The following is a 26,386-nucleotide window of genomic DNA, read 5'->3' as shown; positions in this document are numbered from 1 at the left end:
GTGGGTCTTACTCTAGTCGTAATTGCTGAACCGGCTGGGCGTGTCGACGCGCTCGCGCAGGTACTGGTAACGGGGGATATTCTGCTTGAGCGTCTGCAGGGCGCTGGACCCCAGGCGGCTGAAGCCGACGAATTCGAGCTGGAACAGGATGCGCTTGTTGGCCGTCGTCGTGCCCGCCTGCAGGCGTTCGACCACGACGCGGCCGATCCAGCAGCCCGCATCGTATTCCAGGCCGAGGATGCCCTCCACCAGGCGGCGGTCCTTCAGGCTCCAGTTGAGCCGGCCCACGCTGTACCAGCGGCCGGTGCAGCCCTCGGCCGGCGGACCGCTGCGGCCGCCGAACACGTCGGCCAGCGGCCACTGCCAGCCCACGTCGATCTGCTCGCTCAGGCCGCGCTGCAGGCGGTAGGCCGCGCTGATCACGTGGAAGTCGCTCGGGTTGTAGCGCACGCCGACGGTCGACCGGATCGAGCGGCCCGTCTTCGGGTTGTACTGCACGGTGCCTTCGCCGCCCCAGTGCGGCACGAAGGTCACCGAGGCGCCGAACAGGATGTCCGACAGGCGCTCGCTCACCGGCTCCTGGCCGGGCAGCACCACCCGCTGGTCCTTGAAGCGGATGCGCTGCGCGATCGCGAACTTGGCCGCTTCCGCGCCGGTGTCCGGATCCAGCAGGCGGGTGGTCGCGCCCACCGTCAGCAGGTTGTTGTCGGCGATCCGGTCGTTGCCGCCGAAGGAGTTCTCGGTGTAGACCGTCGCGAAGTTGAAGTCGTTCAGGCCCGAGTCGTAATTGGGCAGCTGGTTCTGCGCGCGGAACGGCGTGTAGACGTAGAAGGCGCGCGGCTCCAGCGTCTGCACGAAGCTGCGCCCGAACAGCGTGGTGGGCCGCTCCATCACCAGGCCGCTGTCCAGGCTGAGGGTGGGCACGGTCACGTCCGCGTTGCCGCGGCCGGTGCTGGCGAGGCGGTCGTCGAAGGTGTAGTGCCGCGTGTGGAGCTGCGCCTTGGGCACGAAGAACCAGCCGGGCGCCTGCCAGGGGCGGCTCAGTTGCGCCAGCGCATAGCTGCGGTGCGCGTTGGGCTGCAGCGTGCGCAGCGGATCGGAGGAGAAGCGGGTGTAGTCGCCCTCGACGAAGGTCTCCAGGCCCCCGGGCAGGTTGCTGCGCGTCTGCCGCGCGGTGAACTGCGGCGCGCGGTCGTAGGGCGGCACGATGGGCGCCAGCGGATCCTGCAGCGTCTGCCACTTCAGCGTGCGGGCGGCGAACCTGACGTCCTGCCAGCCCCACCCCAGGTTGAAGTCGTTGGCCAGCAGGCGCTGGGTGAGCGAGGCGGAGTTGCGCGAGAAGTCGCGCCAGTAGTTGTCGTCGCTGACGCGGTTGACCGCCAGCGACAGGCTGGAGGCGCCGAGTCCCGGCAGCACGACGTTCGGCTGCGTGTGCAGCGCCGCGATGCCCCAGCGGTCGCGATCGCGCAGGCGGTCGTTGGGCAGGTAGTTGCCGCGGACCACGCCGTTGTAGCCCGGCTCGAGATAGCGGAACTCGGCGCCGAGGTCGACGCCGCGGCGCGACATCAGCGTCGGATACAGCGTGGCGTCGCGGTTCGGCGCGATGTTCCAGTAATAGGGCAGCGTCAGCTCGAGGCCGCTCTTGTTGTCGATGCCGATGGTGGGCGGCAGCACGCCCGACTTGCGCTTGTCGCCCGTCGGGAAGCTGATGGAGGGCACGCCCAGGATCGGCACGCCCTTGAAGCGCAGCACCGCGTTCTCGGCGACGCCGGTCTCCTCCTCCTGGTTGATGGAGATGGAGGCGGCCCGCAGGATCCAGTCCGGCATCCAGCTCGGGCCCGGCCGCGCCTGGCAGGTGGTGTAGGTGGCGTTGCGGATCACCGCCCGCTTCTCGTCCAGGAAGTCGATGCGGTCGGCCTCGCCGTACGCGCCGTTCTGCAGGAAGCGGTAGCGGGGCTGGTTGAAGAAGCCCTGGAAGGCGTCGACGTGCAGTTCCAGCAGCGTGCCTTCGAAGATGTTGCCGGCCTTGTTGATACGCACGTCGCCGGTGGCGCGCGCGAGGTCGTCCGGCTGGTGGTATTCGAGGCGGCGGGCGCGGATCACCGTGTCGCCGCGGCGCAGCACCGCATTGCCTTCGACGATGGTCTCGAGGTCGGTGCGGCCCTGGACGCGGTCGCCCTCCACGAAGGTGGGCAGCTCGCGGCGCGCGTCGGCCGGGATGTCCTCGCGCAGTTGCGGGGCCGCCTTCAGGCGCGGCGCGGCTTCGCCGTCGGCCCGTTCCTGGGCGGCGGCGGGGTGCAGCAGGCCTGCCACGACCAGCGCCACCGGGCTCAGGGCGAAGCGGGCGATGGACGCCTTGTTTCTTACGTGATGCATCGGGGGTGGGGCCCGGGCGGCCGTCGGGCCCGCCACATTGGATTTGTAGAATCGATTATCCATGAGCGATTCCGCGTCTTCCTCTTCCATGGTCGCCTGGAGCGACTCCCGGCGCGAAGCCGCCTTCCACGCGTGGCTCGCCCGCGTCGCCCCCGCGCACCAGTTGCAGCCGGCGACGGTCCGCCCGGCGTCGGCCGATGCCAGTTTCCGCCGCTACCTCCGCGTCGACGGCGGCGGCGGCCGCAGCTACGTCATCATGGACGCCCCGCCCGAGCGCGAGGACTGCGCGCCCTTCGTGAAGGTCGCCGGACTGATGGCCGAGGCCGGGCTGAACGTGCCGCGCATCCTCGACTGGGACGCGCCCCAGGGCTTCATGCTGCTGGACGATCTGGGCACGCAGACGATGATCGAGGTGGTCGATGCCGCCGACCCGGCGGCCAGCCAGGCGCTTTACACGCAGGCGATCGACGCGCTGATCGCCTGGCAGCTGGCCTCGAAGCCCGGGGTGCTGCCGCCCTACGACCAGGCACTGCTGGCGCGCGAACTGTCGCTCTTTCCCGACTGGTACCTGCAAAAGCACCGCGGCATCGTGCTGGAAGGCAAGAAGCGCGAGACGCTGGATGCGCAGTTCCAGCTGATCATGCAGCGCAACCTGGCTTCGCCCAGTGTCTACGTGCACCGCGACTTCATGCCGCGCAACCTGATGATCCCGCGCGATCCGGCCGAACCGCGGCTGGGCGTGCTCGACTTCCAGGACGCGGTGTACGGCCCGGTCACCTACGACATCGCCTGCCTGATGCGCGACGCCTTCCTGTCCTGGGACGAGGAGTTCGTGCTCGACATCACCGTGCGCTACTGGGAGAAGGCCCTCAAGGCGGGCCTGCCGGTGGACGCCGACTTCGGCGAGTTCTACCGCGCCGTCGAATGGATGGGCCTGCAGCGGCACCTGAAGGTGGCCGGCATCTTCGCGCGCCTGACGCTGCGCGACGGCAAGCCGAAGTACCTGGCCGACGCGCCGCGCTTCATCGGCTACATCCGCCACGCGGCCGGCCGCTACCGCGAGCTGGCGCCGCTGGCGCGCCTGGTCGACGAGGTCGAGGGCAGCGACGCGGTCTCCGGCTACGCCTTCGGCCGCCTCTGAAGCGCCGCCGTGCCGCGCCTGTTCTGCGAGGAGCCCCTGCGAAGCGGCGCGAGCCTGGCGCTCCCCGCCGGCGCGGCGCGCCACGTGCAGGTGCTGCGGCTGCAGCCGGGTGATGCGCTGACCCTGTTCGACGGCGCCGGCGGCGAGTACGAAGCCGTGGTCGAGCAGATGGGCCGCAGCGACGTGCGGGTGCAGGTGGGCGCGCACCACGCCATCGAGCGCGAGGCGCGGCGGGCGATCCACCTGGCCGTCGGCATGCCGGCCAACGAGCGCATGGACTGGCTGGTCGAAAAGGCGACCGAGCTGGGCGCGGCGAGCATCCAGCCGCTGGTGGCCGAGCGCAGCATCGTGCGGCTGGCGGGCGAGCGGGCGCAGAAGAAGCAGGCGCACTGGCAGGCGATCGCGGTGGCGGCGTGCGAGCAGTGCGGGCGCAACCGCGTTCCCGAGGTGCGCGCGGCGCAGGGCCTGCGCGAATGGCTGAAGGCCTCCGGGCCCGGCTACGTGCTTTCGCTGGCGCTGGGCGCACGGCCGCTGCAGCGGGAGGCTTCCGGCCAGCCGCTGACCTTCCTGAACGGACCCGAAGGCGGCCTCACGCCGGCAGAAGAGGAAGCGGCGCTCGCCGCGGGCTGGCAGGCGGTGACGCTGGGCCCGCGGGTGCTGCGCGCCGAGACGGCGCCGCTGGCGGCGCTGGCGGCGCTGACGATGGGGGAGTAGGGTGGGCAAGCTTCGCTTGCCCACCATCGGCGCCCGGCGAGGGAGCGGTGGGCAAGCCAGCTTGCCCACCCTACGGAACGACGAAACTCGGCCCCCTAGAACTGCGTGTCCAGCCACTGCTTCAACTCCGCGTACACCGCCCCGGCGTCGCGCTCGTTGAAGATCTCGTGCCACATTTCGGGAAAGCAGGTCGAGGTGACGACAGTCTTCGGTGCCCGGTCCGCGAACTCACGGCTGCCGGCGGGGTCGACGAGGCGGTCGTCGCCGGCATAGAGCAGCAGCGTCGGCATGTTCCACTGCGGCGCGACGGCACGCACGCGCTCGCCTTCGTCCTGGATGAAGCGCGCCAGCCGGCCCGTGACGCGGTCGTGCACGCGCGGGTCGCGCCGGTAGGCCGCCACCACCTGCGGATCGTGCGAGAGGAATTCGGGGTCCAGACCGTTGCCCACCGCCAGGTTGGGCGCGACGCGCGGCACCACGTTCATCAGCAGCTTCTGCAGCGGCGTCAGGCGCGTGGCCAGCGCCGGCGAGGACAGCACCAGTGCGTCGATCGGCCGCATGCCGCGGGCGACGAAGCTCGCGGCCACCACCCCGCCCATGCTGTGCCCGAACAGGACCAGCGGGATGCCCGGCGTGCGGTTGCGCGTGGCTTCCACCAGGTCCGCGAGGTCGTCGATCAGGCGCGCGCTCTGGGGCAGGCCGCCGCGCAGGCCGCCGGAATCGCCGTGGCCGTACTGGTCGTAGCTGCGCACCGCGAAGCCCCAGCCATTGAGCTGGCGGGCGAAAGCGTCGTAGCGGTGGCCGTGCTCGCCCAGGCCATGCACCACCAGCACGGTGGCGCGCGGCGTCACCTCCTCCGGCAGGTGCCAATCCTGCACGGCGAGGTTGTCGCCGTCGGAGGCGGTGAAGGTGGAGAGGGTGGTCTCTCCCGGGCTCTGGCTCATCGGTGCGGATCATGGCCGCGCCGGACGAGGTGTCAATGACCTATTTGGCGGGGATGCCCGGCCGGTGCCCTAAGGCATCTGCGCCATGACTTCGGCGACCGCCGCGGTCAGCCGCTTGGCATAGGGCACGTGCAGGAATTCGTTGGGGCCGTGCGCGTTGCTGCGCGGACCGAGCACGCCGCAGACCATCATCTGCGCCGTCGGGAAGCCCTGGCTCAGCATATTCATCAGCGGAATGGTGCCGCCCTGGCCGATGTAGCCGACCGGCGCGCCGAAGTGCGCCTGCGAGGCGGCATTCAGGGCCCGCTCGAACCACGGCGCGGTGCCCGGCGCGTTCCAGCCGGAGGCGGCGCCGTTCGCATCGAAGGTCACCACCGCCTGGTAGGGCGCGTTGTCCTCCAGCAGGGTCTTGAGCTCCCGCACCGCCGCCGCGGCGTCGACCAGGGGCGGCAGGCGCAGCGACAGCTTGAAGGCGGTGTAGGGCCGCAGCACGTTGCCGGCATCCCGCAGCGCCGGGAAGCCCTCGGCGCCGGTGACCGACAGCGTCGGCTTCCAGGTGCGGTTGACCAGGGCCTCGACCGGGTCGGTGGTGGTGGGCAGGGCGAACGCCGTGGAGCCGCCGCAATCGGCGTGGGCCCAGGGGAAGCGCTTGTAGACCTCGTCGCCCAGGATGGCGGCGGTGGCCTTCGCCTGCGCCAGGCGCTCGGCCGGCACTTCGCAGTGGAAGCTTTGCGGCAAAAGGCGGCCGGTCTTGCTGTCTTCCAGCCGGTCGAGCACCTGCCGCATGATGCGGAAGCTCGAAGGCACCAGGCCCGAGGCGTCGCCGGAGTGGATGCCCTCGGTGAGGATCTGGACCTTCAGCGTGCCGCCGGCCAGGCCGCGCAGCGAGGTGGTGAGCCACAGCTGGTCGTAGTTGCCGGCGCCCGAGTCGAGGCAGATCACCAGGCCGACGTCGCCCAGGCGCGAACGCAGCGCGTCGACGTAGGGCAGCAGGTCGTAGGAGCCGGATTCCTCGCAGGTCTCGATCAGGCCCACGATGCGCGGATGCGGCTTGCCCTGCGCCTTGAGCGCCTGCACCGCGGCGATGCTGGCGTACACCGCGTAGCCGTCGTCGGCGCCGCCGCGGCCGTAGAGCTTGCCGTCCTCGTACTTGGGCGTCCACGGGCCGAGGTCGTTGCGCCAGCCGGTGAACTCCGGCTGCTTGTCCAGGTGGCCGTACATCAGCACGGTCTGCTTCGCATCGGCCCTGGTGCCCTCCACCTCGAAGAACAGCACCGGCGTGCGGCCTTCCATCCGCACGACTTCCAGCTTCAGGCCGGGCACCTTCTGCGCTTCCACCCACTGCGCGGCGTTGCGCAGCACCGTGTCGATGTAGCCGTGCTTCGCCCAGTCGGGATCGAAGCCGGGCGACTTGGCCGGGATCGCGATGTAGTCGGTGAGCTGGCGCACGATGTCGCTGTCCCACTGGCGCGTGACCTGGTCCAGCACGGCAGCACTGTCGAGCAGGGTGGCGGGGATGTCGCGGGGAGCGTTCATGAGTCAGGATTCCGGTCGAGAATGCGGTTCCCCCCACTGTACGCGTCCCCATGAATCCACGCATCCACGTGGGTGTCGGAGGCTGGACCTTCGAACCCTGGCGCAACAACTTCTATCCGTCCGGCCTGCCGCAGAACCGGGAGCTGCACTACGCCAGCCGCCACCTGAGCGCGATCGAGGTCAACGGCACCTTCTACAGCACCTTCCAGCCGTCCACCTTCGCCAAGTGGCGCGACGAGTCGCCCGAAGGTTTCGTCTTCTCGCTGAAGGCGCACCGCTTCACCACGCACCGGCGCCAGCTGGCGAGTGCGGAGGAGGGTATCCAGCGCTTCGTCGGCAGCGGCCTCGCGGAGCTGGGCGACAAGCTCGGGCCGATCGTGTGGCAGCTGATGCCGACGGCGCAGTTCAACCGCGAGGACCTGGAAGCCTTCCTGAAGCTGCTGCCGCGCGAGGTGCAGGGCCGGCCGCTGCGCCACGTGATGGACGTGCGGCATCCCAGCTTCGCGTCCGAGGAGTACCTGGAACTGCTCGCGCGGCACGGGGCGACCACGGTGTACACGGACTCGGAGAAGTTTCCTTCGATCCCGAATGCGGGCAGCGGCCTGGCCTACCTGCGCCTGATGCGCAGCGAAGCGGACTGCGCGACGGGCTATCCGCCCGCGGAGATCGCGCGCTGGGTGCAGGCGGCGAACGAGTGGGCCGGGATGGGCGGGGACAAGGAAGTGTTCGTGTTCTTCATCAACGGCGCGAAGGAGCGGGCGCCGGCGGCGGCGCAGGAATTTTTGAAGCAGGCGGGGTGGGCGGCGCCGGGGTGATACCGGCGATGCGGGATTGCGTAGGTCGGCGGTGAGCCGCGCAGCGCGAACCCCGACGCGCCGCGAAGCGGCGGGGTTCGGCCTTCGGCGCTCACCACCGCCCTACGGGAGCCAGGCCAACATCCCTTGGCCGAGGTCGTTCAATCGCGATCGCAATGCCGGCGCGGCGTTCTCCGCGACAGTGAACGCCACGTCCACCTGCGCATCGTGCCTCGCTTCCGCAAGCACCGCCCCCGCCGCCTGCAACTCCCTGCGCACCGGCCCCTCCAGCGCATACGGCACCCGGCACCGCAGCGTCACCATCCGCTGCAGCTCCACTTTCTGCGCGCGCAGCAGCGCCTGCGCCACCGCGTCGGTGTAGGCGCGCACCAGTCCGCCCGCTCCCAGCTTCACCCCGCCGAAATAGCGCACCACGGTCGCCAGCACGCCTTCGAGCTGCTGGTGCCGCAGCACTTCCAGCATGGGCCGGCCGGCGGTGCCGCCCGGTTCGCCGTCGTCGTTGGCGGCCGACTGGCCGCCCGCGAGCAGCGCCCAGCACACGTGGGCGGCGGCTGGATGTTGCGCGCGCAAGCCTTCCACGACCGCGAGCGCTTCAGCGCGGCCGGCCACCGGCTGCACGCAGCCGAGGAAACGGCTCTTCTTGATGAGGAGCTCGCTGTGGACGGGATGCGCGAGGGTCAGCGCCACGGAAGGCCTCCGCACACGGCATGCCGCCGCCGTCCGACACGGTCGAGCCAGGATCGGTGATCCACTGCGCTCACAAGGACTGGGAGAACAAGATGTTCGACATGCAGGTGCCCTGGTGGGAATTCATGGTGCGTGCCACCGTGGTGTACGTGCTGCTGCTCGTGATGGTGCGCCTCAGCGGCAAGCGGACCGTGGGCCAGTTCACGCCTTTCGACCTGATCGTCGTGATGCTGCTGTCCGAGTCGGTGAGCGGCTCCCTGACCGCCCAGGACGCATCGCTGCCGGGCGGCCTCATCGTCGCGGCCACGCTGGTGCTCGTGGACTTCGCCATCGCGGCCGCCACCTCGCGCAACCGGAAGCTGGGCGCGGCGCTGGAGGGCAATCCCGTGCTGATCGGCCGCGACGGCGTGATCTACAAGGACGTGCTGCGGCGCGAGCGCGTGCCGGAAGCGGACGTGGAAAAGGCGCTGCGCCATGCCGACTGCGACCTCGAGGACATGCGCATGGCCATCCTCGAGTCCGACGGCAACATCAACATCATGAAGCGGCAGCGGGGTTGAGGCGCCGCAGCCAGCCCAATCCCTCGCTGGTGCCGCCGGCCTGGGCGCCGCGCGCGGGCCGGTACTCGCAACCCACCCAGCCCTGCCATCCGCAGGCCGCCGACACCTCGTCGATCACGCCGAACAGGTAGCCGTAGTTCAGCTCGCCGAGATCCGGCTCGTGCCGCTGCGGCACGCCCGCGATCTGGAAGTGGCCCACGCGGCCGGTCGGCAGGTACTGGCGGATCTTCATCGCCACGTCGCCTTCGACGATCTGGCAGTGGTACAGGTCGAACTGCACCTGCACGTTGAGCGCGCCGATCTCCGCGAGCAGTTCGTGCGCGTGGTCCTGGCGATTGAGGAAGAAGCGAGGGATGTCGCGGGTGTTGATCGGCTCCAGCAGCACGTTCACGCCCTGCTTGGCCGCCTCGCGCGCGGCCCAACGGATGTTGCTCACGTAGGTGGAGCGCAGCTCGGCGCGCTCCCGTCCTTCGGGCACCAGGCCCGCCATCACGTGCACGCGCGGGCAGGACAGGGCTTCCGCGTACTGCAGCGCCTTGGCGATCCCGGCGCGGAACTCCTCCTCGCGCCCGGGCAGGCAGGCCAGGCCGCGTTCGCCGCCGGCCCAGTCGCCGGGCGGGGCGTTGAACAGCACCTGCTGCAGGCCGTTGTCGCGCAGCCGCGCCGCCAGCTCGCGCGGCTCGTGCTCGTAGGGGAACAGGTACTCGACGCCCTGGAAGCCGTCGCGCGCGGCGGCGGCGAAGCGCTCGAGGAAGTCGTGCTCGGGATAGAGCATCGACAGGTTGGCGGCGAAACGCGGCATGGTCTTCCTTCCTCAGCGCACCTTCAGGCGCACGGCATCGGCGTTCTCGGCGATGTAGGCGCGCACGATGGATTCGAAATCCGGATCGGCCTTCAGGCCCAGCCCGCGGGCGCGCTCCCAGGCGACGTCGCCCGGCCAGCTGCGCACCAGCTTCTCGATCGCCGGATCGGGCGACCAGTCCAGCAGCGCGGTGGCTTCCTTGCCGGCGACCTTCTCCAGCGCCTGTGCCATCTCGCCCACGGTGGTGCGCAGCGAAGGCAGGTTGACGGCGGTGCGGTGGCCCCACTGCTCGTCGCTCGCTTCGGCGGCGCGCAGGAAGCCTTCGATGGTGCTGGTGGGCGAGGCGAGCGCCGCCGGCGTGTCGGCGGGCACCGGCACCCGGGCGCGTTCGCCCTTGAGCGGCTCGCGGATCATGCCGCTGAAGAAGCTGGAGGCCGCGCCGTTGGGGCGGCCCGGGCGCACCGCCACGGTCATCGGCCGCACCGTGCGGCCGGCGACGAAGCCCTTGCGCGAGTAGTCGGCCACCAGCTGTTCGCAGATGAACTTCTGGATGCCGTAGCTGCCCTGCGGCGTCGGCAGCGTGTCGTCGGCGATCGTGCCCAGGGGGCCGTCGCCGGGGCGGCGGCCGAACACGCCCACCGAGCTGGCGAACACGAACACCGGCGTGCTGCCCTGCGCGCGGCAGGCTTGCAGCAGCGCGCGCGTGGTGTCCACGTTGCTGCGCATGCCGAGGTCGAAGTCCGCCTCGCATTCGCCGCTGACCGCGGCGGCGAGGTGGAACACGGCGTCGGTGCCCGCGGCCGGCACGTCGCGGCTCTCCACCAGCGACAGCAGGTCGCCCTGCACCGAGCGCACGCGCGGATCGGCGGCGAGGTCGGCGGGCGCCGGGCCGAGGTCGGCCAGCACGATCTGCTGGATCGGCCGCGCGGGTGCGCCGCGCAGGGAAAAGGTGCCGCGGGCGAGCAGGGCGCGCGCGAGGCGGGCGCCGAGGAAACCGGCGCCACCGGTGATGACGATGTTCATTGCTTCAGGTCCTTCAGGCTTGCAGGAACGCCAGCAGGGCGGCGGCCACCTCGGCCGGCGCCTCGCGCTGCGGGAAATGGCCCACGCCTGGCAGCAGGCGGCGCTCGTAGCGTGCACGGAAGTATCGCTCTTTCCCTTCCGAGCTCGCCGGGGGATTCACCCCATCGACGGCGCCGTGCAGCACGAGGGTCGGCACGTCGAGCACCGGCGCGGGCTGCAGCGCGGCCTCGTCGCCAGCGTAGTGCGGGTCGCCTTCGGCATGGCCCCAACGGTGCCGGTAGGAGTGCAGGACGACGTCGACCCAGTCCTCGGAGTCGAAGGCGTCGGCCGTGCGCTCGAACTCCTGCGGGTCGTACCAGCCGGCGGGCGCCCAGGTGTCCCACATGTGGCGGCAGAAGGCGCGGCGGTCGGCGCGCAGCGAGCGCTCGCCGTGCGCGGTGGCCAGGTACCAGTGGTACCAGTACAGGCGCGCCTGCTCCAGCGGCAGCACCTGCGAGGCGACGTTGGTGCCGTAGCCCACCGACAGCAGCGCGAGATGGCTGGAGACGCCGGGACGCAGGCCGCAGGCATTCGCCGCGGCGCGGGCACCCCAGTCGTGGCCGACCAGCGCCGGACGCTGCAATTGCAGGGCATCGACGAACTCCAGCACATCGCGTCCCAGGGCGGCGAGCTGGCCGCTGCGCGGCGTGCGCGCATCGCGGAAGGTGGTGGGCGCGTAGCCGCGCAGGGCGGGCGCGAGCACGTGCCAGCCCGCCTGCGCCAGCACCGGCGCGACCCGCGCCCAGCAGCGCACGCTGTCCGGCCAGCCGTGCAGCAACACCACCGTGCGCGGCGCGCCGGCGTTCCATTCCTCGTAGCCGATGCGCAGCCGCGGCGTGTCTACGAACTTCATGCGGAAACTCCGGTGAGGCGCAGCACCATGCCCAGCAGGGCGCAGCCCGCGATCACCGGGATCACGCCGGCCTTGAAGCGGAACAGGGCGACCGCCGCAACGGCCGCGATCGCCAGCGCCACGGCGTCCACCGGGAGCCCAAGCGTGGGCGCCGCCGTCGCGATGTGCACGAGGAAGAACAGCGCCAGCGTCGCGATCACGCCGACGACCGCCGCCGTGATCGCCGTGAGCGGCGCGGTGAACTTCAGCTGCCCGTGCGTCGATTCCACCAGCGGCCCGCCGGCGAGGATGAACAGGAACGAGGGCAGGAAGGTGAACCAGGTGACGACGGTCGCCGCCAGCGCCGCGCCGAGAAACAGCGCGTCGGGCCCCAGCACCTGGCGCGTCCAGCCGCCGACGAAGCCGACGAAGGCCACCACCATGATCAGCGGCCCCGGCGTGGTCTCGCCCAGCGCCAGGCCGTCGATCATCTGCGGCCCGGTGAGCCACTGGTAGTGCTCCACCGCGCCCTGGTACACATAGGGCAGCACCGCATAGGCGCCGCCGAAGGTGAGCATCGCCGCCTTGGTGAAGAACCATCCCATCTGCGCCAGGGTGCCCTCCCAGCCCTGCGCGGCCACCAGCAGCGCCATCGGAACCGCCCACAGCAAGGCACCGACGGCCACGACTTGCGCCAGCCGCGACTTGCGGAACAGCGCATGTTGCGGCGTCGGCGTGTGGTCGTCGATCAGCGCCGGGCCCCAGGTCTTGTCGGCCGCGCCATGCCCGCCGGCGGGCGTGAACTGCGCCGGCGCGAAGCGCGCTCCGATCCACCCGGTCAGCGCCGCCGCGACCACGATCGCGGGGAAGGGCACGTGGAGGAAGGCGATGCCCACGAAGCTCGCCACCGCGATGGTCCACAGGATCGGCACCTTCGCCGGATGCCGCAGCGTGCGGCTGCCGATGCGCCACACCGCATGCAGCACGATCGCCGCCACCGCGGGCTTGATGCCGTAGAAGAGCCCCGCCACCCAGTCCACCTGGCCGAAGGCGACGTAGATCCAGCTGAGCGCGACCAGGATCGCCAGCGAGGGCAGCACGAACAGCGCGCCCGCCACCACGCCGCCCCAGGTGCGGTGCATCAGCCAGCCGATGTAGGTGGCGAGCTGCTGCGCCTCGGGGCCGGGCAGCAGCATGCAGTAGTTCAGCGCATGCAGGAAGCGCCGCTCCGAGATCCAGCGCTTCTGCTCCACCAGCTCGCGGTGCATGATCGCGATCTGCCCGGCGGGCCCGCCGAAGCTGATGAAGCCGAGCTTGAGCCAGAAGCGCAGGGCCTCGCCGAACGTCACGGGGGACGAGGACGCCAGGGGGGTGGCGGGGATGGCGCTCATGCCGCGTGGGCCTTCCAGGTGTGGGTCTCGCCTTGCGCCTCGCGGCACCAGGCGTACAGCGCATCGTAGACCGGCAGCGTCGCCTGCAGCATCGCGTGGTCGTCGGCATGCAGCCGCGCCATGCCCAGCGAGATGGCGAGCAGGCCGGCACACTGCGGCGCGAGCGCGGGGCGCGAAGTGTCGGCGCCGCGCACGATGGTGGCGAGCATGTCGAGCGCCGGATCGTGCAGTTCGAAGGCGGCGATCAGCGCGTCGAAGCTGCACCGTTCCCATTGATGGGTGATGGGCGCGCCCTCGATGTCGTAGGGCACCGCTTCCAGTTTCTTCGCTTCGCTGAACACCTGTGCAGTCGGCACGTAGAGGAACTGCGCCTGCGGATCGACGAAGCGCTGGATCAACCAGGGACAGGCGATGCGGTCGATCTTGGGCCGGGCCCGCGTGATCCAGCGCGAGGGGCGATCGCCGGTGACGCCCAGGTCGGGGCGCAGCTTGAACGGAACGGGAAAACGGGGATGCAGTTCGGTGTCCACGGAAAACTCCATGCGAGTTTGCCAGCGCTTGGACGGGACACCGTCTTTCCGAAGGGACCGGGAGGCTGTTTTCCCGATGCGTGGAATGTTAGTCCACGGGAAGGGCGAAAGCAAAATCCGGATCCGTCACCCCCGCGCAGGCGGGGGCCCAGGGCATCCAGGATCCGGAAGCCCTGGATTCCCGCCTCCGCGGGAATGACGAACTAGCCCCGCTCGAACTTGAAGACCGCGGTCGAAGCAGTGAGATTCGGCAAAAAGCGCCGCGCGCGGCCATCCTGCAAGCCGAACGACTCCAGGATCGTCAGCCGGTTCTTGGTCGCCAGCACCTCGAAGTCCTTGAAGGTCCCGACGCGGATGTTGGGCGTGTCGTACCACTGGTAGGGCAGCCGCTTGGTCACGGGCATGCGCCCACGCGCGACCGAGAGGCGATTGGGCCAATGCGCGAAGTTCGGGAAGGTGACGACGCCCAGCTTGCCGATGCGCGCCGTCTCGCGCAGCATGGTCTCGGCATTGCGCAGGTGCTGCAGCGTGTCGATCTGCAGCACCACGTCGAAGGAGTCGTCCTCGAAGATCGACAGCCCCTGGTCGAGGTTGAGCTGGATCACGCTGACGCCGCGCTTCACGCAGGCCAGCACGTTGTCGTCGGCGATCTCGATGCCGTAGCCGGTGCAGCCGCGCTCGCGCTGCAGCAGGTCCAGCAAGGCGCCGTCGCCGCAGCCGAGGTCGAGCACGCGCGAACCTTGGGGCACCAGGCGCGCGATGGTCTGGAGGGTGGTTCGATCGGTCACAGCACGGCTCCCGCGGGCAGTTCGCGCACTTCACGCGCCGGAGCAGCCACCGCCAGTTCCTGCGTGATGCGATCGAAGTAGGAGCGCACCACCCCGAGGTAGCGCGCGTCCTCCAGCAGGAAGGCGTCGTGGCCGTGCGGCGCGTCGATCTCGGCGTAGCTCACGTCGCGGCGGTTGTCCAGGAGCGCCTTGACGATCTCGCGGCTGCGCGCCGGCGAGAAGCGCCAGTCGGTGGTGAAGCTCACCAGCAGGAACTTCGCGGCGGCGATGGACAACGCCTTCGCGAGATTGCCGTCGTGCCGCCGCGCCGGATCGAAGTAGTCCAGCGCCCGCGTGATCAGGAGATACGTGTTGGCGTCGAAGTACTCGCTGAACTTGTCGCCCTGGTAGCGCAGGTAGCTCTCGATCTGGAACTCGATGTCCTGCGTCGTATAGGCCAGCTCCAGTCCGTTGCGCAGCTGGCGGCCGAATTTCTCGTTCATCACGTCGTCGGAGAGATACGTGATGTGGCCCACCATGCGCGCGATGCGCAGGCCGCGCTTGGGCACCACGCCGTGCCGGTAGAAGTGGCCCCCGTGGAAATCGGGATCGGTGACGATCGCCCGGCGCGCGACCTCGTTGAAGGCGATGTTCTCCGCCGTCAGGTTGGGCGCGCTCGCCACCACCACCGCATGCGCGACGCGCTCCGGATACTGCAGCGTCCACGACAGCGCCTGCATGCCGCCCAGGCTGCCGCCCATCACTGCCGCCAGCCTCGCGATGCCGAGGCCGTCGAGCAGCCGGGCCTGCGCGTCGACCCAGTCCTCCACCGTCACGACCGGGAAGTCGGCGCCGTACACGCGCCCCGTGTCCGGGTTGACGTGCATCGGGCCGGTGGAGCCGAAGCAGGAGCCGAGGTTGTTGACGCCGATGACGAAGAAGCGGTCGGTGTCCACCGGCTTGCCGGGGCCGATCATGGTGTCCCACCAGCCTTCGGAGTTCTCCTGGCCGGCATAGACGCCCGCCACGTGGTGCGAGGCGTTGAGCGCATGGCAGATCAGCACCGCGTTGCTGCGATCGGCGTTGAGCGTGCCGTAGGTTTCGTAGGCCAGCGAGTAGCCACGGATCGAGGCGCCGCTTTGCAGTGCAAGCGGCGCGTCGAAGGACATGGACCGAGGCGTGGCGATCAGCGTCATGAAAAAGAAAAACCCGGACCGCTGAAGCGGGCCGGGTCCGGCCTGTCTTTAGCGGCATTTATTGAGCGCCCGCAAGCGAGGCAAATCGGCGCTGTGGAAGAAGTATAGGGGATTGTCATTGCGGGCTTGACCCGCAATCCATGGATCCCGGGTCAAGCCCGGGATGACAACAAGGAGAGAACCCCCAGCACCAGGAACACCAACGCGCCGATCGTGTGCACCGCCTTGATCGGCACCTTGCGCGTGATGCGATCGCCGAACCACACCACCGGCGCGTTGGCCAGCATCATGCCCAGCGTCGTGCCCGCGACCACCGCGGCCCAGGCGTTGAACTGCGCGGCCAGCATCACGGTGGCGACCTGCGTCTTGTCGCCCATCTCGGCCAGGAAGAAGGCGAGCAGGGTGGTGCCGAACACGCCGAAGCGCGGAGCCGTGCTGGCGTCGCCCTCGTCCAGCTTGTCGGGGATCAGCATCCAGAGTGCCATCGCGATGAAGGAGCCGCCCAGCACCCAGCGCAGCACGTCCGGGCCGAGCACGCCCGTGACCCAGCTGCCGGCGGCGCCGGCGAGCGCGTGGTTGGCCAGGGTGGCGGCGAAGATGCCCAGGACGATGGGCCAGGGTTTGCGGAACCGGGCGGCGAGGACCAGCGAGAGCAGCTGTGTCTTGTCGCCCATTTCAGCGAGCGCGACGATGCCGGTGGAGACGAGAAAGGCTTCCATGAGAACACTCCGGCCGGTACGAGGACGCGTTTGACTGCACGGCATCCCCGGCCTGAAACGGAGGCTGTGCAGTCAAAGGTCTCGCCAAATGCCGAAGCGCCGCGGGCGCCATGGGACGGATCCCAAGTCTGTTGACGCCGGCCCCTTTCGAGGTGAAGGGAGGCTACTCCCCAATGACTGTTGCGGATTCTACCTGCCCGGCCATGTGCACATCCTTGGCGCAGTTATTGCTTTATTTTGGTGCGAAGGCCGCCAATCCGGGCCGAATGCACCAACAACAAGCATTTTCACCAAAGGAAAACGAATGGAAGCACTCAAACAGGGCTCGGACGTCCTGTTCGTCCTGCTGGGCGCGGTCATGGTGCTGGCAATGCACTCCGGCTTCGCCTTCCTCGAACTGGGCACCGTGCGCAAGAAGAACCAGGTCAACGCGCTGGTGAAGATCCTGGTCGATTTCTCGGTTTCGACGGTCGCCTACTTCCTGGTCGGCTACGGCGTGGCCTACGGCACCAGCTTCCTGGTCGGGGCCGACCAGCTGGTGGCCAGGAACGGCTACGAGCTGGTGAAGTTCTTCTTCCTGCTCACCTTCGCCGGCGCCATCCCGGCCATCATCTCCGGCGGCATCGCGGAGCGCGCCCGCTTCGGCCCTCAGCTGCTCGCCACCGCCGTGATCGTCGGCCTGGTCTATCCGCTGTTCGAAGGCGTCGCCTGGAACCAGCGCTTCGGCGTGCAGGCCTGGATCAAGGCGCTGACCGGCGACGAATTCCACGACTTCGCCGGCTCCATCGTGGTCCACGCGGTGGGCGGCTGGCTGGCGCTGCCGGCGGTGATCCTGCTGGGGGCGCGCAGCAACCGCTACCGCAAGGACGGCGCGATCTCGGCGCACCCGCCCTCCAACATCCCCTTCCTCGCCCTCGGCGCCTGGATCCTCACCGTGGGCTGGTTCGGCTTCAACGTGATGAGCGCCCAGAGCATCGACAAGATCTCGGGCCTGGTCGCGGTCAATTCGCTGATGGCGATGGCGGGCGGCACGCTGGCGGCGGTCGCCCTCGGCCGCAACGACCCCGGTTTCGTGCACAACGGCCCGCTGGCCGGGCTGGTGGCGGTGTGCGCCGGCAGCGACCTGATGCACCCGCTGGGCGCCTTCGTGGTGGGCGGCGGCGCCGGCGTGATCTTCGTCGTGATGTTCACGCTCACCCAGAACCGCTGGCGCATCGACGACGTGCTGGGCGTGTGGCCGCTGCACGGCCTGTGCGGGCTGTGGGGCGGCATCGCGGCGGGCCTCTTCGGCCTGAAGGGGCTCGGCGGGCTCGGCGGGGTGAACCTCGGGGCGCAATTGATCGGCAGCCTGCTGGGCGTGGGCTGGGCGCTGCTGGGCGGCTTCGCCGTCTACGGCCTGATCAAGGCGACCATGGGCATCCGCCTGTCGGCCGAGGAAGAATACGAGGGCGCCGACCTGGCGATCCACCGCATCGGCTCGACGCCGGAGCGCGAAGCCACCTGGTGAGCGTGGCGCGGGCGCCGCAACCGACGCGACCGTAGGGCCTCCGGTCTATCCCGTAGACCACGGAGGTCCAACCACTAGTATCATCCCGGCTGCGGTCCCGCCACGGGACTGTGGATTGCGGTGTTTGTCGGTCTCGCGTGGTTTTGATTGCGTCTTGCGGACTCCATCGCGTTTGTGCGTTTTTCTCAGGAGTCCCGAATGGGCAACAAACTCTACGTGGGGAACCTTCCCTACACTTTCCGTGACGGCGACCTCGAGCAGGCTTTCAGCCAGTTCGGCGCCGTGCAAAGCGCCAAGGTCATGATGGAACGTGACACCGGCCGCTCCAAGGGCTTCGGCTTCGTCGAGATGGGCAGCGCCGCCGAGGCGCAAGCTGCCATCACCGGCCTGAACGGCCAGCAGCACGGCGGCCGCGCGCTCGTCGTGAACGAAGCCCGCCCGATGGAGCCCCGCTCCGGTGGCGGCGGCGGCGGCTTCGGCGGCGGCGGCGGCGGTGGTGGCCGCGGCTTCGGCGGCGGTGGTGGCGGCGGCGGCCGTGGCTTCGGCGGCGGTGGTGGTGGCGGCGGTTACGGCGGCGGCGGCGGTGGCCGCGACCGTTACTGATCTCCTGCCTCCGGGCATGTAGACAAAAGGGCCTACGGGCCCTTTTTTCATGGTGGATTCACCACAGCCGGGCGTCGATTTTTCTCTCCAGACCCGGTGCGGCCCCCTTGCCAGCCCTCCAATGATCTGCTCCATAATGGATTTGCGTGTCAGCAGTTTTCTGCACGCGAGTCGCGGTGTACAGGCCTTTCGCTTCGTTCTACGTGAATGCGTTTCCGGACTCCGCTTCGTTCCATGTTCTTTCTCAGGAGTCCCGGTAGATGGGCAACAAACTGTACGTAGGCAACCTCCCCTACCAAGTGCGCGATAGCGATCTCGAACAGGCCTTCGGCCAATTCGGCCAAGTCACCAGCGCGAAGGTGATGATGGAGCGCGAAACCGGCCGGTCCAAGGGCTTCGGTTTCGTCGAGATGGGCAGCGACGCCGAAGCGCAGGCTGCCATCCAGGGCATGAACGGCCAGCCGATGGGCGGCCGCAGCGTCGTGGTGAACGAGGCGCGTCCGATGGAAAACCGTCCCCGCGGCTTCGGCAGCGGCGGTGGTGGTGGTGGTGGCTACGGCGGCGGCGGTGGCGGCCGTGGTTTCGGCGGCGGCGGCGGCGGCGGCGGCGGCGGCGGTGGCCGCTCCGGTGGTGGCGGCGGCTACGGCGGCGGTGGTGGCGGCCAGGACGGCGGCTTCCGCAGCCCCTCCGGCGCGGGCCCGCGCGGCGGTGGCCGTGGCGGCAGCGGTGGTGGCGGCGGCGGCGGTGGTGGTTACGGCGGTGGCGGCGGCGGCAACTACTGATCGCGCTTCACGCAGCAACGACAAAGGCTCCTTCGGGAGCCTTTTTGCTTTCTGTGTCTTGTCATTGCGGGCTTGACCCGCAATCCATGGATCCCGGGTCAAGCCCGGGATGACAAGGGTGAGTGGCTCAAGCCCCGCGATGCTTCCGCGGCTGCTTCGCCATCACCCGGTCGAACAGCGCATTGGGCAGCAGCCGCAGCAGCCTGGCCACCACGCCCATCTGCCACGGGATCACCTTGTAGTGGGTGCCGCGGCCGATCGCCTGGTAGGCGCGGTCGGCGAATTCGCGCGGCTGCATCAGGAATGGCATCGGATAGCGGTTGCGGCTGGTGAGCGGCGTCGCGACGTAGCCCGGCACGAGGGTCACCACCCGCACGCCGGTGCCGCGCAGTTCGCCGCGCAGGCTCTCGCAATAGCTGATGACCGCCGCCTTGCTGGAGCAATACCCCGCATGCCCCGGCAGGCCGCGGATGCCGGCGACGCTGGCGATGCCCACCAGGATGCCGCCGCCGCGGGCGCGCATCGAGGCGAGGAAGGGATGGAAGGTGGCGGCGAGACCGACGTTGTTGACGGCGTAGATGCGCGTCATCACGTCCAGGTCTTCGCGCTCGGCGGTGTCGACGCCGATGCTGATGCCCGCATTGGCGATCACCACATCCGGCACGCCCTGCCGCGCCATGCAGTCCCGCGCCGCCGCGACGATGCTCTCCACGTCCGCCACGTCGGCGCCGTACACGCACCACTGGTCGATGGGGATGCCCTGCGCCTGCGCCCACTGCGCCATGTCGTCGCGCCGGCGCGCGACCAGCGCGAGACGCCAGCCGGCCTGGTGATAGCGCCAGGCCAGCGCCTGGCCGATGCCGCTCGATGCGCCGGTGATGAACACCAGCGGCTGCCGAACGCTCATGGCGCGGCGCGCGGCTGCAGCGTGCCCCGCACGCGTCCCTGCAGTTCCAGCACGCGATCGAGGTTGTGGTAATCCATGCTCTCGGCCTGGAACACGTCGGTCCCGCGCTTGATCGTCACCGGCTTGTGCGACTTCACCCGCTCCTGGTCCATGAAGGCATGCAGGAAGTCGCCGCTGATCTCCAGCTTCGGCTGCGCGCGGCCCTGCGCATCGGCGCCTTCGCGCGTCACCACCGCATCGCCGATCAGCTGCACCTCGGAGCCGTCGGCATTGCTGATCGCCCGCCTGGCCGTCGCCACCGTCAGCGCGCCGCGCTCGTTGAACTGGCGCATGTGCGGCTGGTCGATCTCCATCGTGTCGGTATCCGGATAGTGGCGCGCCTCGGCGCCGCGGATCTCGCTCTTGAGCCGTCCGGTGGGATCGAAGGCCTTCACCGAGAAGCCGCGCAGGAAGTAGTCGGCGTCGTGGCTGGGCACGCGCGTCACGCCCGGGGCGCTGAAGCTGGGCGTGTTGCGCGCCAGCCAGTAGGTGCCCATCGCCAGCAGGCCCATCAGGATGACGGGCAGATAGATCGTGATGCGGTCGAAGGCACGGCCGAAGCCGCGCAACTTCTTCACTGGTAAGCCTCCAGCAACTGCGCATAGCGGCCCGCGGCCACCAGCAGCAGGTCGCAGAACTCGCGCGCCGCGCCGTGGCCGGCCGCGGCCTGCGTCACGTAGCGGGCGGTGTGGCGCACCTCGATGTGTGCATGGGGCGGCGCGACGGCGAAAGCGACGCGGCGCAGCACCGGCAGGTCGGGCCAGTCGTCGCCCATGGCGGCGGCCTGCGACCAGTCGAGGCCCAAGGCGGCGAGCGTCTTCTCGGCGGCCGGGCGCTTGTCCTCGGTGCCGTAGTACACGTTGGTGACGCCCAGCGCCTCCAGGCGCTTGCGCAGCGGCTTCGAATCGCGGCCGGTGATCACCACCGGCGTGATGCCGGCGCGCTGCAGCAGCTTCAGCCCCAGGCCGTCGAGGATGTGGAAGCGCTTGAGCGTCTCGCCCTCGTCGGAAAAGAGGATGCCGCCGTCGGTCATCACGCCGTCGACGTCGAAGAAGGCGACGCGGATGTCCTGGGCGGCGAGCAGGAGCTCGGGCGGGAAGGTGAGGGCCGGGGTCATCGCGCCTTCACCCCTGTCGTCATCCCCGCGGAGGCGGGGATCCAGGGCTTCCACCCTGCCTTGAACACCCTGGGTTCCCGCCTGCGCGGGAATGACGGAAAAGCGCAAACCATCAGATCACCTTCGCCCGCATCAGGTCGTTGCTGTTGATCGCGCCCACCAGGAGGCCGTTGCCGTCCACCACCAGCACGCTGGTGATCCGGTGCTGCTCCATCAGCTGCGCGGCCTCGGCGGCCAGCGCGTCGTCGCGGATGGTGCGGGGATTGGCGTGCATCACGTCGCGCGCCTTCATGCCGCGCAGGTCGGCGCCCTTCTCGATCAGGCGGCGCAGGTCGCCGTCGGTGAAGACGCCGACCGGCCGGCCGGTCTCGTCGACGATCGCCGAGGCGCCCAGGCCCTTGGCGCTCATCTCGCGCATCAGGTCGGGGAAGGCGGTGTCCGGGCCGACGCGCGGCACGGCGGCGTCCTTGCGCATCACGTCGCCCAGGTGGGTGAGCAGCTTGCGGCCCAGCGCGCCGCCCGGGTGCGAGCGGGCGAAATCCTCGCTCTTGAAGCCGCGCGCATCGAGCAGCGCCACGGCGAGCGCGTCGCCCAGCGCGAGCTGCGCCGTGGTGCTGGCGGTCGGCGCCAGGTTCAGCGGGCAGGCTTCCTTTTCCACGCCGCTATCGAGCACGATGTCGGCATGGCGGGCGAGGGTGGACGTCGCGTTGCCCGTCACGGCGACCAGCGGCACGCCCAGGCGCTTGAGCACCGGCAGGATCACCGTGATCTCTTCGCTTTCGCCGCCGTTGGAGATGGCCAGCACCAGGTCGATCGCCTTGATCATGCCCAGGTCGCCGTGGCTGGCCTCGGCCGGGTGCACGAACAGGGCCGGCGTGCCGGTGGAGGCCAGGGTGGCGGCGATCTTGCGCCCCACGTGGCCGCTCTTGCCCATGCCCATCACGACCACCCGGCCGCGCAGCGTCAGCATGCGTTCCACGGCGTCGGCGAAGCCGGGGCCGGTACGGGCCTTCAGGCCTTGCACCGCGGCGGCCTCGATATCGTAGGTTTCCTGCGCCAGGCGCAGCGCACGGGTGCGGTCGAAGCCGGTCATCCGGCGATTTTATCGGGGCCAGCCCGGCTGCACGCTAGCATCTGGGCATGTCGGGACTTGCGCTGACGCTTTTCTACCTGCTGGCCGCGGTGCTGGGCGTGGTGCTTTGCCGCTTCCTGAAGCTGCCCCCCATGCTGGGCTACCTGGTGGTCGGCGTGGTGATCGGGCCCAACGCGCTGGCCCTGGCCGACGACTCCGACAGCGTGCGCCACCTCGGCGAGTTCGGCGTGGTGTTCCTGATGTTCGTGATCGGGCTGGAATTCAACCTGCCCAAGCTGCGCGCCATGCGCACCCACGTGTTCGGGCTGGGCCTGTCGCAGGTGCTGCTGACGATCCTGCCGGCCACGCTGGGCGCGGCGCTGCTGGCGGTGGTGCTGCCCGGCGTCCTCAGGATGAGCTGGCAGACGGCGCTGGCGCTCTCCGGCGCCCTCGCCATGAGCAGCACCGCGATCGTGGTGAAGCTGATGTCCGAGCGGCTGGAGCTCGAATCCGAGCACGGCCAGCGCGTGATGGGCGTGCTGCTGTTCCAGGACCTGGCGGTGGTGCCGCTGCTGGTGCTGATCCCCGCCCTGGGCAGCCCGCCGGAGGTGCTGCTGCGCGAGCTCGGCATCGCCAGCGTGAAGGCGGCGGGCCTGATCGTGCTGCTGCTGGCCGGCGGCCAGCGCGCGATGCGCTGGTGGCTCACGCTGGTGGCGCGGCGCAAGAGCGACGAACTGTTCGTGCTGAACATGCTGCTGGTGACGCTGGGGCTGGCCTGGCTCACCGAGCTGGCCGGCCTGTCGCTGGCGCTGGGCGCCTTCATCGCCGGCATCCTGATCTCCGAGACCGAATACAAGCACCAGGTGGAAGCGGACATCCGCCCCTTCCACGACGTGCTGCTGGGCCTGTTCTTCATCACCATCGGCATGATGCTGGACTGGCGGCCGGTCGCCGAGCGCTGGGGCCTGGTGCTGGTGATGGTGACGGCGCCGGTGCTGTTCAAGCTGCTGCTGGTGACCGCGCTGGCGAAACTGTTCGGCGCCACCACCGGCGTGTCGCTGCGCACCGGCCTCTACCTGGCGCAGGCGGGCGAGTTCGGCTTCGTGCTGCTGACGCTGGCGCGCGAGCACACCCTGCTGCCCCAGCACCTGATCAACCCCATCCTCGCCAGCATGGTGCTGTCGATGCTGGCCACGCCCTTCATCATCCAGTGGAGCAACCGCATCGTGATGAAGCTGGTGGCGAGCGAATGGCTGATGCAGTCGCTGCAGATGACCAACATCGCGCGGCGCGCCATCAACACCAGCAAGCACGTGATCATCTGCGGCTACGGCCGCTGCGGCCAGAACCTGGCGCGCATGCTGGAACAGGAAGGCATCCCCTACATGGCGCTGGACCTGGACCCCGACCGCGTGCGGCAGGCCGCCGCCGCCGGCGACTCCGTGGTGTTCGGCGACGCCGCGCGCCTGCAGGCGCTGATCGCCGCCGGCCTGGGTCGCGCCAGCGCGGTGGTGATCACCTACCTCGACGTGCCCAGCGCGATGAAGGTGTTGGCCAGTGCCCGCTCGCATGCGGCGCACGTGCCGGTGATCGTGCGCACGCAGGACGACCACGACCTGGAGAAGCTGCAGCAGGCCGGCGCCACCGAGGTGGTGCCGGAGACGCTGGAAAGCTCGCTGATGCTGGCCAGCCACGCGCTGGCGCTGGTGGGCGTGCCGATGCGGCGCGTGATCCGCATCGTGCAGGACCAGCGCGACGCCCGCTACAACCTGCTGCGCGGCTACTTCCACGGCACCGACGAGACCGAGAAGGAGCAGGAAGCCGAGCGCCTGTCCACCATCACGCTGCCGCTGGGCGCGCACGCGCTGGGGCTCGAATTGAGCCTGCTGCGCCTGGACGGCCGGGGCGTGCGGATCGTGAGCCTGCGCCGCAGCAACGGGCGCATCATCGACCCGGCCAGCGATCCGGCGCTGGAAGACGGGGATACTCTGGTCCTTTCCGGCCGGCCCGAACCGCTGGCGCTGGCCGAGGAGCTCCTGCTCAAGGGATGAGAGAGATGGACGACACCGCCTTCGACGTCAGCGACTACCTGCGCCGCAACATCCGCACCGTGCCCGACTGGCCGGCGCCGGGCGTGCAGTTCCGCGACATCACGCCGCTGCTGCAGAACCCGCGCAGCTTCCGCGTGCTGATCGACGCCTTCGTGCACCGCTACATGAACAACCGCCCCGACGTGGTGGCCGGCCTGGACGCGCGCGGCTTCATCCTCGGGTCGGTGGTGGCCTACGAGCTGGGCCTGGGTTTCGTGCCGATCCGCAAGAAGGGCAAGCTGCCCTTCACCACGGTGGAAGAGACCTACGAGCTGGAATACGGCAGTGCGACCGTCGAACTGCACACCGACGCCGTCAAGCCCGGCCAGCGCGTGCTGCTGGTGGACGACCTGATCGCCACCGGCGGCACCATGATGGCGGGCAAGAAGCTGCTGGAAAAGCTGGGCGCGACGGTGATCGAGGGCGCGGCGATCGTCGACCTGCCGGAGCTCGGTGGGTCACAGCGGCTGCGCGAAGGCGGGCTGGACGTGTTCACCTTCGTGCATTTCGCGGGGCATTAGGAATTCGTCATCCCCACGGAGGCGGGGATCCAGGGCTTGCGCCCTGGCTTCAATGCCCTGGGTTCCCGCCTCCGCGGGAATGACGCCTAGCGCAGCGCCCCGTACTGCGTCCCCCCGAGGTCCACCGACGACGCGTCGGCCATCTCGGTGTCCTCGAAGCCGGTGAGCAGCGTGTAGCTTTGCGGCTGCGCGTGGGGCTGCGGCTTGCCGTGGTTGGCGCGCTGCAGCGCCTCTTCGCCGCGCAGGCCGGCGCTCAGCGCCTCCTTGAAGGCGGTGACTTCTTCCTTTTGCAGCGGGTCCACGCGGCCGCTGCGGGTCGGCGGTACGCGCATCTCGGCCTGCGGAGCCGGCGTTTCCGTCAGCGGCGCGGGTCGCGAGATCGGCGGGCGCTGCTGCGGCGCATGCAGCGGATCGCCGACGGCCACATGGTTGTTGGCACGCCAGTACACCGCCGTCACCAGGACGTCGAAGCGCTGCTTGGCCGACTGGGCGATCAGCGCCTCGATCTCGGCGAGGCGATTGGTGTCGGCGCCGCCGCCGTAGGCCAGGTCCACCATCACCAGGAACTGGTGGCCGCGCGAATCGAGCGACAGCACCTTGAACTTGTAGCTGGAGGACAGCACGCCGGCGCGCGTCATGCACTCGCGCACGACGCCGTACAGCACCTCACGGCGCTCCAGGCGTTCCTGCTTGCGGTTGGCCGGCTGGGCGCGCCCGTTGTTGGACGCGTGCTGGGGGTGGGCGTTGGCGGGTTTGGTGGACTCGAGCCGCGACAGGCCCGAACTGGGCATGTAGCTGTGGTGTTCGTGTTTCTTTCGGGACGAGAACCAGCCGAACAAGGACATGGTGGTCTTTCACTGCTTGGGGAATCGAACGCATGCCAGTGTGGCGGCCAGTTGTTAACCCCGATGTAAGCACCCGGAGCGTGCGGACGGGCGTGACACGCGGCAGGACGAACGGCGGCTGCCGTTCAGGTGACCGCAACGCGCTTGGGACGGTTCGCGAGCCGGCGCGACACGAGCGAGCCGAGCGCCATCGCGACCTCCACCGCCATCGCGGGCTGCCGGTTGGTGAGTTCGGTGAAGCGGATCGGGCTGAGCGACCACAGCTTGCAGGCGCTCGCCGCCTGCACCGTCGCGCTGCGCGGCAGCCGGGTGAAGAACGCCCCCTCGCCGACGGCCGATCCGGCCTCCACCGATGCGAGCCGCAAGCGGCCCTTGTCGTCCTCGTAATGCACGGTGAGCGTGCCGGTCTCGACCAGGTACACCGTGCGGTCGCTGGCGTTCTGTTCGATCAGCACCTGGCCCTGGCGCACGGCGAAGGGCTGCAGGTAGTTGCAGAACACTTCCCACTGCTTGGACGTCAGCGTCGGGTGGAAGGCGTCGCGCGTCGTGTTGTGCGCGCAGGCGTGGATCAGGCCCTGCACGTCGAAATGGACGGTGGTGGGGAGCAGTGCGTTCATGGTGGCTCGACAGTAACGAGCGCCATCGCGCGTTCACAAGGGTTTGTGAGGGGGGATTACACGAGATACGAGAGCCCGCGACGGTGTAACGCGCGGCTCACCGGGTGTGGGGATGAGCGGGCGGTTGCGGGCGCTGGGCGGGCGAGCTGGGGTTGCACCCCAGCCTACGAGATGCGACGAAGCGGATGACTTGTAGGCTGGGGTGCAACCCCAG

At 69.7% G+C, this 26,386-nt stretch carries 26 protein-coding genes, 1 pseudogene and 1 riboswitch; of the genes and pseudogenes, 9 read left to right on the top strand and 18 right to left on the bottom strand.

Annotated features, from left to right (window positions below):
• Positions 1 to 12: 12 nt before the first annotated feature.
• The gene (locus VF522_RS16490; RefSeq protein ID WP_330909379.1) at positions 13 to 2,376 is read right to left on the bottom strand and encodes an LPS-assembly protein LptD; all 2,364 of its coding nucleotides are present in this window, start codon (positions 2,374 to 2,376) and stop codon (positions 13 to 15) included.
• 61 nt (positions 2,377 to 2,437) lie between these two features.
• Here VF522_RS16490 and VF522_RS16485 point away from each other — a divergent pair, with 61 nt between their 5' ends.
• Both VF522_RS16485 and VF522_RS16480 read left to right on the top strand, forming a co-directional pair.
• Positions 2,438 to 3,517 carry an aminoglycoside phosphotransferase family protein gene (locus VF522_RS16485; protein WP_330909378.1) on the top strand — a complete coding sequence of 360 codons (1,080 nt, stop codon included), beginning with the start codon at positions 2,438 to 2,440 and terminating at the stop codon, positions 3,515 to 3,517.
• A 9-nt stretch (positions 3,518 to 3,526) separates the two neighbouring features.
• A complete protein-coding gene (locus VF522_RS16480; RefSeq protein WP_330909376.1) occupies positions 3,527 to 4,231 on the top strand; it encodes a 16S rRNA (uracil(1498)-N(3))-methyltransferase in 705 nt (234 codons plus the stop codon).
• Between the two features lie 95 nt (positions 4,232 to 4,326).
• Here the strand turns inward: VF522_RS16480 and VF522_RS16475 are convergent, their stop codons facing one another.
• Together VF522_RS16475 and VF522_RS16470 are read right to left on the bottom strand one after the other, a co-directional pair.
• On the bottom strand, positions 4,327 to 5,175 hold the full coding sequence (locus tag VF522_RS16475; protein ID WP_330909375.1) for a lysophospholipase: 849 nt from the start codon (positions 5,173 to 5,175) through the stop codon (positions 4,327 to 4,329).
• 69 nt (positions 5,176 to 5,244) lie between these two features.
• Complete coding sequence (locus tag VF522_RS16470) at positions 5,245 to 6,711, bottom strand: M20 family metallopeptidase (RefSeq protein WP_330909374.1); 1,467 nt, start codon at positions 6,709 to 6,711, stop codon at positions 5,245 to 5,247.
• Between the two features lie 50 nt (positions 6,712 to 6,761).
• Here VF522_RS16470 and VF522_RS16465 point away from each other — a divergent pair, with 50 nt between their 5' ends.
• Positions 6,762 to 7,526, top strand: coding sequence for a DUF72 domain-containing protein (locus tag VF522_RS16465; protein ID WP_330909373.1), 765 nt, complete (start codon positions 6,762 to 6,764; stop codon positions 7,524 to 7,526).
• A 102-nt stretch (positions 7,527 to 7,628) separates the two neighbouring features.
• Here VF522_RS16465 and VF522_RS16460 read toward each other — a convergent pair whose 3' ends face one another.
• The gene (locus VF522_RS16460) at positions 7,629 to 8,213 is read right to left on the bottom strand and encodes a YigZ family protein (RefSeq protein ID WP_330909372.1); all 585 of its coding nucleotides are present in this window, start codon (positions 8,211 to 8,213) and stop codon (positions 7,629 to 7,631) included.
• Positions 8,214 to 8,305: 92 nt separating this feature from the next.
• Here VF522_RS16460 and VF522_RS16455 point away from each other — a divergent pair, with 92 nt between their 5' ends.
• The gene (locus VF522_RS16455) at positions 8,306 to 8,773 is read left to right on the top strand and encodes a DUF421 domain-containing protein (protein ID WP_414709545.1); all 468 of its coding nucleotides are present in this window, start codon (positions 8,306 to 8,308) and stop codon (positions 8,771 to 8,773) included.
• Here VF522_RS16455 and otnI read toward each other — a convergent pair.
• The 8 genes from otnI to VF522_RS16415 all read right to left on the bottom strand — a co-directional run bounded on the left by otnI (position 8,751) and on the right by VF522_RS16415 (position 16,072).
• Positions 8,751 to 9,575, bottom strand: coding sequence for a 2-oxo-tetronate isomerase (gene otnI / locus VF522_RS16450; protein WP_330909370.1), 825 nt, complete (start codon positions 9,573 to 9,575; stop codon positions 8,751 to 8,753). The two genes, VF522_RS16455 and otnI, sit on opposite strands and share 23 nt — an antisense overlap.
• 12 nt (positions 9,576 to 9,587) lie before the next feature.
• Entirely contained in the window at positions 9,588 to 10,598 is a 1,011-nt protein-coding gene (denD, locus tag VF522_RS16445) for a D-erythronate dehydrogenase (RefSeq protein ID WP_330909369.1), read from the bottom strand.
• 13 nt (positions 10,599 to 10,611) lie between these two features.
• Positions 10,612 to 11,490, bottom strand: coding sequence for an alpha/beta hydrolase (locus VF522_RS16440; RefSeq protein WP_330909368.1), 879 nt, complete (start codon positions 11,488 to 11,490; stop codon positions 10,612 to 10,614).
• A complete protein-coding gene (gene chrA / locus VF522_RS16435) occupies positions 11,487 to 12,860 on the bottom strand; it encodes a chromate efflux transporter (RefSeq protein WP_330909367.1) in 1,374 nt (457 codons plus the stop codon). Before chrA ends, VF522_RS16440 begins: the two co-directional genes overlap by 4 nt.
• Positions 12,857 to 13,390: a chromate resistance protein ChrB domain-containing protein gene (locus tag VF522_RS16430; protein WP_330909366.1), complete on the bottom strand. Its 534-nt coding sequence runs from the start codon at positions 13,388 to 13,390 to the stop codon at positions 12,857 to 12,859. The genes chrA and VF522_RS16430 overlap by 4 nt, the downstream gene beginning before the upstream one ends.
• A 203-nt stretch (positions 13,391 to 13,593) precedes the next feature.
• Positions 13,594 to 14,178 carry a methionine biosynthesis protein MetW gene (metW, locus tag VF522_RS16425; RefSeq protein WP_330909365.1) on the bottom strand — a complete coding sequence of 195 codons (585 nt, stop codon included), beginning with the start codon at positions 14,176 to 14,178 and terminating at the stop codon, positions 13,594 to 13,596.
• Positions 14,175 to 15,353 carry a homoserine O-succinyltransferase MetX gene (gene metX / locus VF522_RS16420; protein WP_330909364.1) on the bottom strand — a complete coding sequence of 393 codons (1,179 nt, stop codon included), beginning with the start codon at positions 15,351 to 15,353 and terminating at the stop codon, positions 14,175 to 14,177. Before metX ends, metW begins: the two co-directional genes overlap by 4 nt.
• A gap of 152 nt (positions 15,354 to 15,505) precedes the next feature.
• On the bottom strand, positions 15,506 to 16,072 hold the full coding sequence (locus tag VF522_RS16415; RefSeq protein WP_330909363.1) for a TMEM165/GDT1 family protein: 567 nt from the start codon (positions 16,070 to 16,072) through the stop codon (positions 15,506 to 15,508).
• 2 nt (positions 16,073 to 16,074) lie between these two features.
• Positions 16,075 to 16,256, bottom strand: a riboswitch (yybP-ykoY riboswitch).
• Positions 16,257 to 16,376: 120 nt separating this feature from the next.
• Between VF522_RS16415 and VF522_RS16410 the strand changes: the two genes are divergently transcribed.
• The 3 genes and pseudogenes from VF522_RS16410 (at position 16,377) to VF522_RS16400 (ending at position 18,964) form a co-directional block, all read left to right on the top strand.
• The gene (locus VF522_RS16410) at positions 16,377 to 17,579 is read left to right on the top strand and encodes an ammonium transporter (RefSeq protein WP_330909362.1); all 1,203 of its coding nucleotides are present in this window, start codon (positions 16,377 to 16,379) and stop codon (positions 17,577 to 17,579) included.
• A 198-nt stretch (positions 17,580 to 17,777) separates the two neighbouring features.
• A pseudogene (locus tag VF522_RS16405) lies at positions 17,778 to 18,164 on the top strand (RNA recognition motif domain-containing protein); the annotation flags it as partial.
• Between the two features lie 278 nt (positions 18,165 to 18,442).
• Positions 18,443 to 18,964, top strand: a complete 522-nt coding sequence (locus tag VF522_RS16400; protein WP_330909361.1) for an RNA-binding protein — start codon at positions 18,443 to 18,445, stop codon at positions 18,962 to 18,964.
• Between the two features lie 127 nt (positions 18,965 to 19,091).
• Here the strand turns inward: VF522_RS16400 and VF522_RS16395 are convergent, their stop codons facing one another.
• From VF522_RS16395 to VF522_RS16380, 4 genes are all read right to left on the bottom strand, one after another.
• Complete coding sequence (locus tag VF522_RS16395; RefSeq protein WP_330909360.1) at positions 19,092 to 19,871, bottom strand: SDR family oxidoreductase; 780 nt, start codon at positions 19,869 to 19,871, stop codon at positions 19,092 to 19,094.
• A complete protein-coding gene (gene lptC / locus VF522_RS16390) occupies positions 19,868 to 20,488 on the bottom strand; it encodes an LPS export ABC transporter periplasmic protein LptC (RefSeq protein ID WP_330909359.1) in 621 nt (206 codons plus the stop codon). Before lptC ends, VF522_RS16395 begins: the two co-directional genes overlap by 4 nt.
• Entirely contained in the window at positions 20,485 to 21,027 is a 543-nt protein-coding gene (locus tag VF522_RS16385) for a KdsC family phosphatase (RefSeq protein WP_330909358.1), read from the bottom strand. Before VF522_RS16385 ends, lptC begins: the two co-directional genes overlap by 4 nt.
• 112 nt (positions 21,028 to 21,139) lie before the next feature.
• Positions 21,140 to 22,120 (bottom strand): KpsF/GutQ family sugar-phosphate isomerase, encoded by a 981-nt coding sequence (locus tag VF522_RS16380; RefSeq protein ID WP_330909357.1) that lies wholly within the window; start codon positions 22,118 to 22,120, stop codon positions 21,140 to 21,142.
• A 47-nt stretch (positions 22,121 to 22,167) separates the two neighbouring features.
• Here VF522_RS16380 and VF522_RS16375 point away from each other — a divergent pair, with 47 nt between their 5' ends.
• Positions 22,168 to 24,150 carry a cation:proton antiporter gene (locus VF522_RS16375; protein WP_330909356.1) on the top strand — a complete coding sequence of 661 codons (1,983 nt, stop codon included), beginning with the start codon at positions 22,168 to 22,170 and terminating at the stop codon, positions 24,148 to 24,150.
• Between the two features lie 5 nt (positions 24,151 to 24,155).
• A complete protein-coding gene (locus VF522_RS16370; RefSeq protein ID WP_330909355.1) occupies positions 24,156 to 24,710 on the top strand; it encodes an adenine phosphoribosyltransferase in 555 nt (184 codons plus the stop codon).
• Between the two features lie 86 nt (positions 24,711 to 24,796).
• On the opposite strand, the gene VF522_RS16365 is transcribed toward VF522_RS16370, so the two are convergent.
• Together VF522_RS16365 and VF522_RS16360 are read right to left on the bottom strand one after the other, a co-directional pair.
• On the bottom strand, positions 24,797 to 25,555 hold the full coding sequence (locus VF522_RS16365; protein WP_330909354.1) for a hypothetical protein: 759 nt from the start codon (positions 25,553 to 25,555) through the stop codon (positions 24,797 to 24,799).
• Positions 25,556 to 25,680: 125 nt separating this feature from the next.
• Positions 25,681 to 26,172, bottom strand: a complete 492-nt coding sequence (locus VF522_RS16360; protein WP_330909353.1) for a cyclic nucleotide-binding domain-containing protein — start codon at positions 26,170 to 26,172, stop codon at positions 25,681 to 25,683.
• Positions 26,173 to 26,386: the final 214 nt, after the last annotated feature.

It is taken from the genome of Ramlibacter sp. (assembly GCF_036383835.1).
In the GTDB taxonomy this organism is placed as follows: domain Bacteria; phylum Pseudomonadota; class Gammaproteobacteria; order Burkholderiales; family Burkholderiaceae_C; genus Ramlibacter.
The sequence above is the reverse complement of the archived record's forward strand: the minus strand, read 5'-3'. Positions and strand labels throughout refer to the sequence as shown.

Excerpts from the sequence above, each read along its gene's own strand:
- chrA (WP_330909367.1), bottom strand. The coding sequence starts at position 12,860 with ATGAGCGCCATCCCCGCCACCCCCCTGGCGTCCTCGTCCCCCGTGACG.
- VF522_RS16395 (WP_330909360.1), bottom strand. The coding sequence starts at position 19,871 with ATGAGCGTTCGGCAGCCGCTGGTGTTCATCACCGGCGCATCGAGCGGC.
- VF522_RS16370 (WP_330909355.1), top strand. The coding sequence starts at position 24,156 with ATGGACGACACCGCCTTCGACGTCAGCGACTACCTGCGCCGCAACATC.
- otnI (WP_330909370.1), bottom strand. The coding sequence starts at position 9,575 with ATGCCGCGTTTCGCCGCCAACCTGTCGATGCTCTATCCCGAGCACGAC.
- VF522_RS16410 (WP_330909362.1), top strand. The coding sequence starts at position 16,377 with ATGGAAGCACTCAAACAGGGCTCGGACGTCCTGTTCGTCCTGCTGGGC.
- VF522_RS16440 (WP_330909368.1), bottom strand. The coding sequence starts at position 11,490 with ATGAAGTTCGTAGACACGCCGCGGCTGCGCATCGGCTACGAGGAATGG.
- VF522_RS16465 (WP_330909373.1), top strand. The coding sequence starts at position 6,762 with ATGAATCCACGCATCCACGTGGGTGTCGGAGGCTGGACCTTCGAACCC.
- VF522_RS16455 (WP_414709545.1), top strand. The coding sequence starts at position 8,306 with ATGTTCGACATGCAGGTGCCCTGGTGGGAATTCATGGTGCGTGCCACC.
- VF522_RS16485 (WP_330909378.1), top strand. The coding sequence starts at position 2,438 with ATGAGCGATTCCGCGTCTTCCTCTTCCATGGTCGCCTGGAGCGACTCC.
- VF522_RS16415 (WP_330909363.1), bottom strand. The coding sequence starts at position 16,072 with ATGGAAGCCTTTCTCGTCTCCACCGGCATCGTCGCGCTCGCTGAAATG.
- VF522_RS16490 (WP_330909379.1), bottom strand. The coding sequence starts at position 2,376 with ATGCATCACGTAAGAAACAAGGCGTCCATCGCCCGCTTCGCCCTGAGC.
- VF522_RS16360 (WP_330909353.1), bottom strand. The coding sequence starts at position 26,172 with ATGAACGCACTGCTCCCCACCACCGTCCATTTCGACGTGCAGGGCCTG.
- VF522_RS16385 (WP_330909358.1), bottom strand. The coding sequence starts at position 21,027 with ATGACCCCGGCCCTCACCTTCCCGCCCGAGCTCCTGCTCGCCGCCCAG.
- VF522_RS16470 (WP_330909374.1), bottom strand. The coding sequence starts at position 6,711 with ATGAACGCTCCCCGCGACATCCCCGCCACCCTGCTCGACAGTGCTGCC.
- VF522_RS16380 (WP_330909357.1), bottom strand. The coding sequence starts at position 22,120 with ATGACCGGCTTCGACCGCACCCGTGCGCTGCGCCTGGCGCAGGAAACC.
- VF522_RS16365 (WP_330909354.1), bottom strand. The coding sequence starts at position 25,555 with ATGTCCTTGTTCGGCTGGTTCTCGTCCCGAAAGAAACACGAACACCAC.
- VF522_RS16375 (WP_330909356.1), top strand. The coding sequence starts at position 22,168 with ATGTCGGGACTTGCGCTGACGCTTTTCTACCTGCTGGCCGCGGTGCTG.
- metX (WP_330909364.1), bottom strand. The coding sequence starts at position 15,353 with ATGACGCTGATCGCCACGCCTCGGTCCATGTCCTTCGACGCGCCGCTT.
- denD (WP_330909369.1), bottom strand. The coding sequence starts at position 10,598 with ATGAACATCGTCATCACCGGTGGCGCCGGTTTCCTCGGCGCCCGCCTC.
- VF522_RS16400 (WP_330909361.1), top strand. The coding sequence starts at position 18,443 with ATGGGCAACAAACTGTACGTAGGCAACCTCCCCTACCAAGTGCGCGAT.
- VF522_RS16475 (WP_330909375.1), bottom strand. The coding sequence starts at position 5,175 with ATGAGCCAGAGCCCGGGAGAGACCACCCTCTCCACCTTCACCGCCTCC.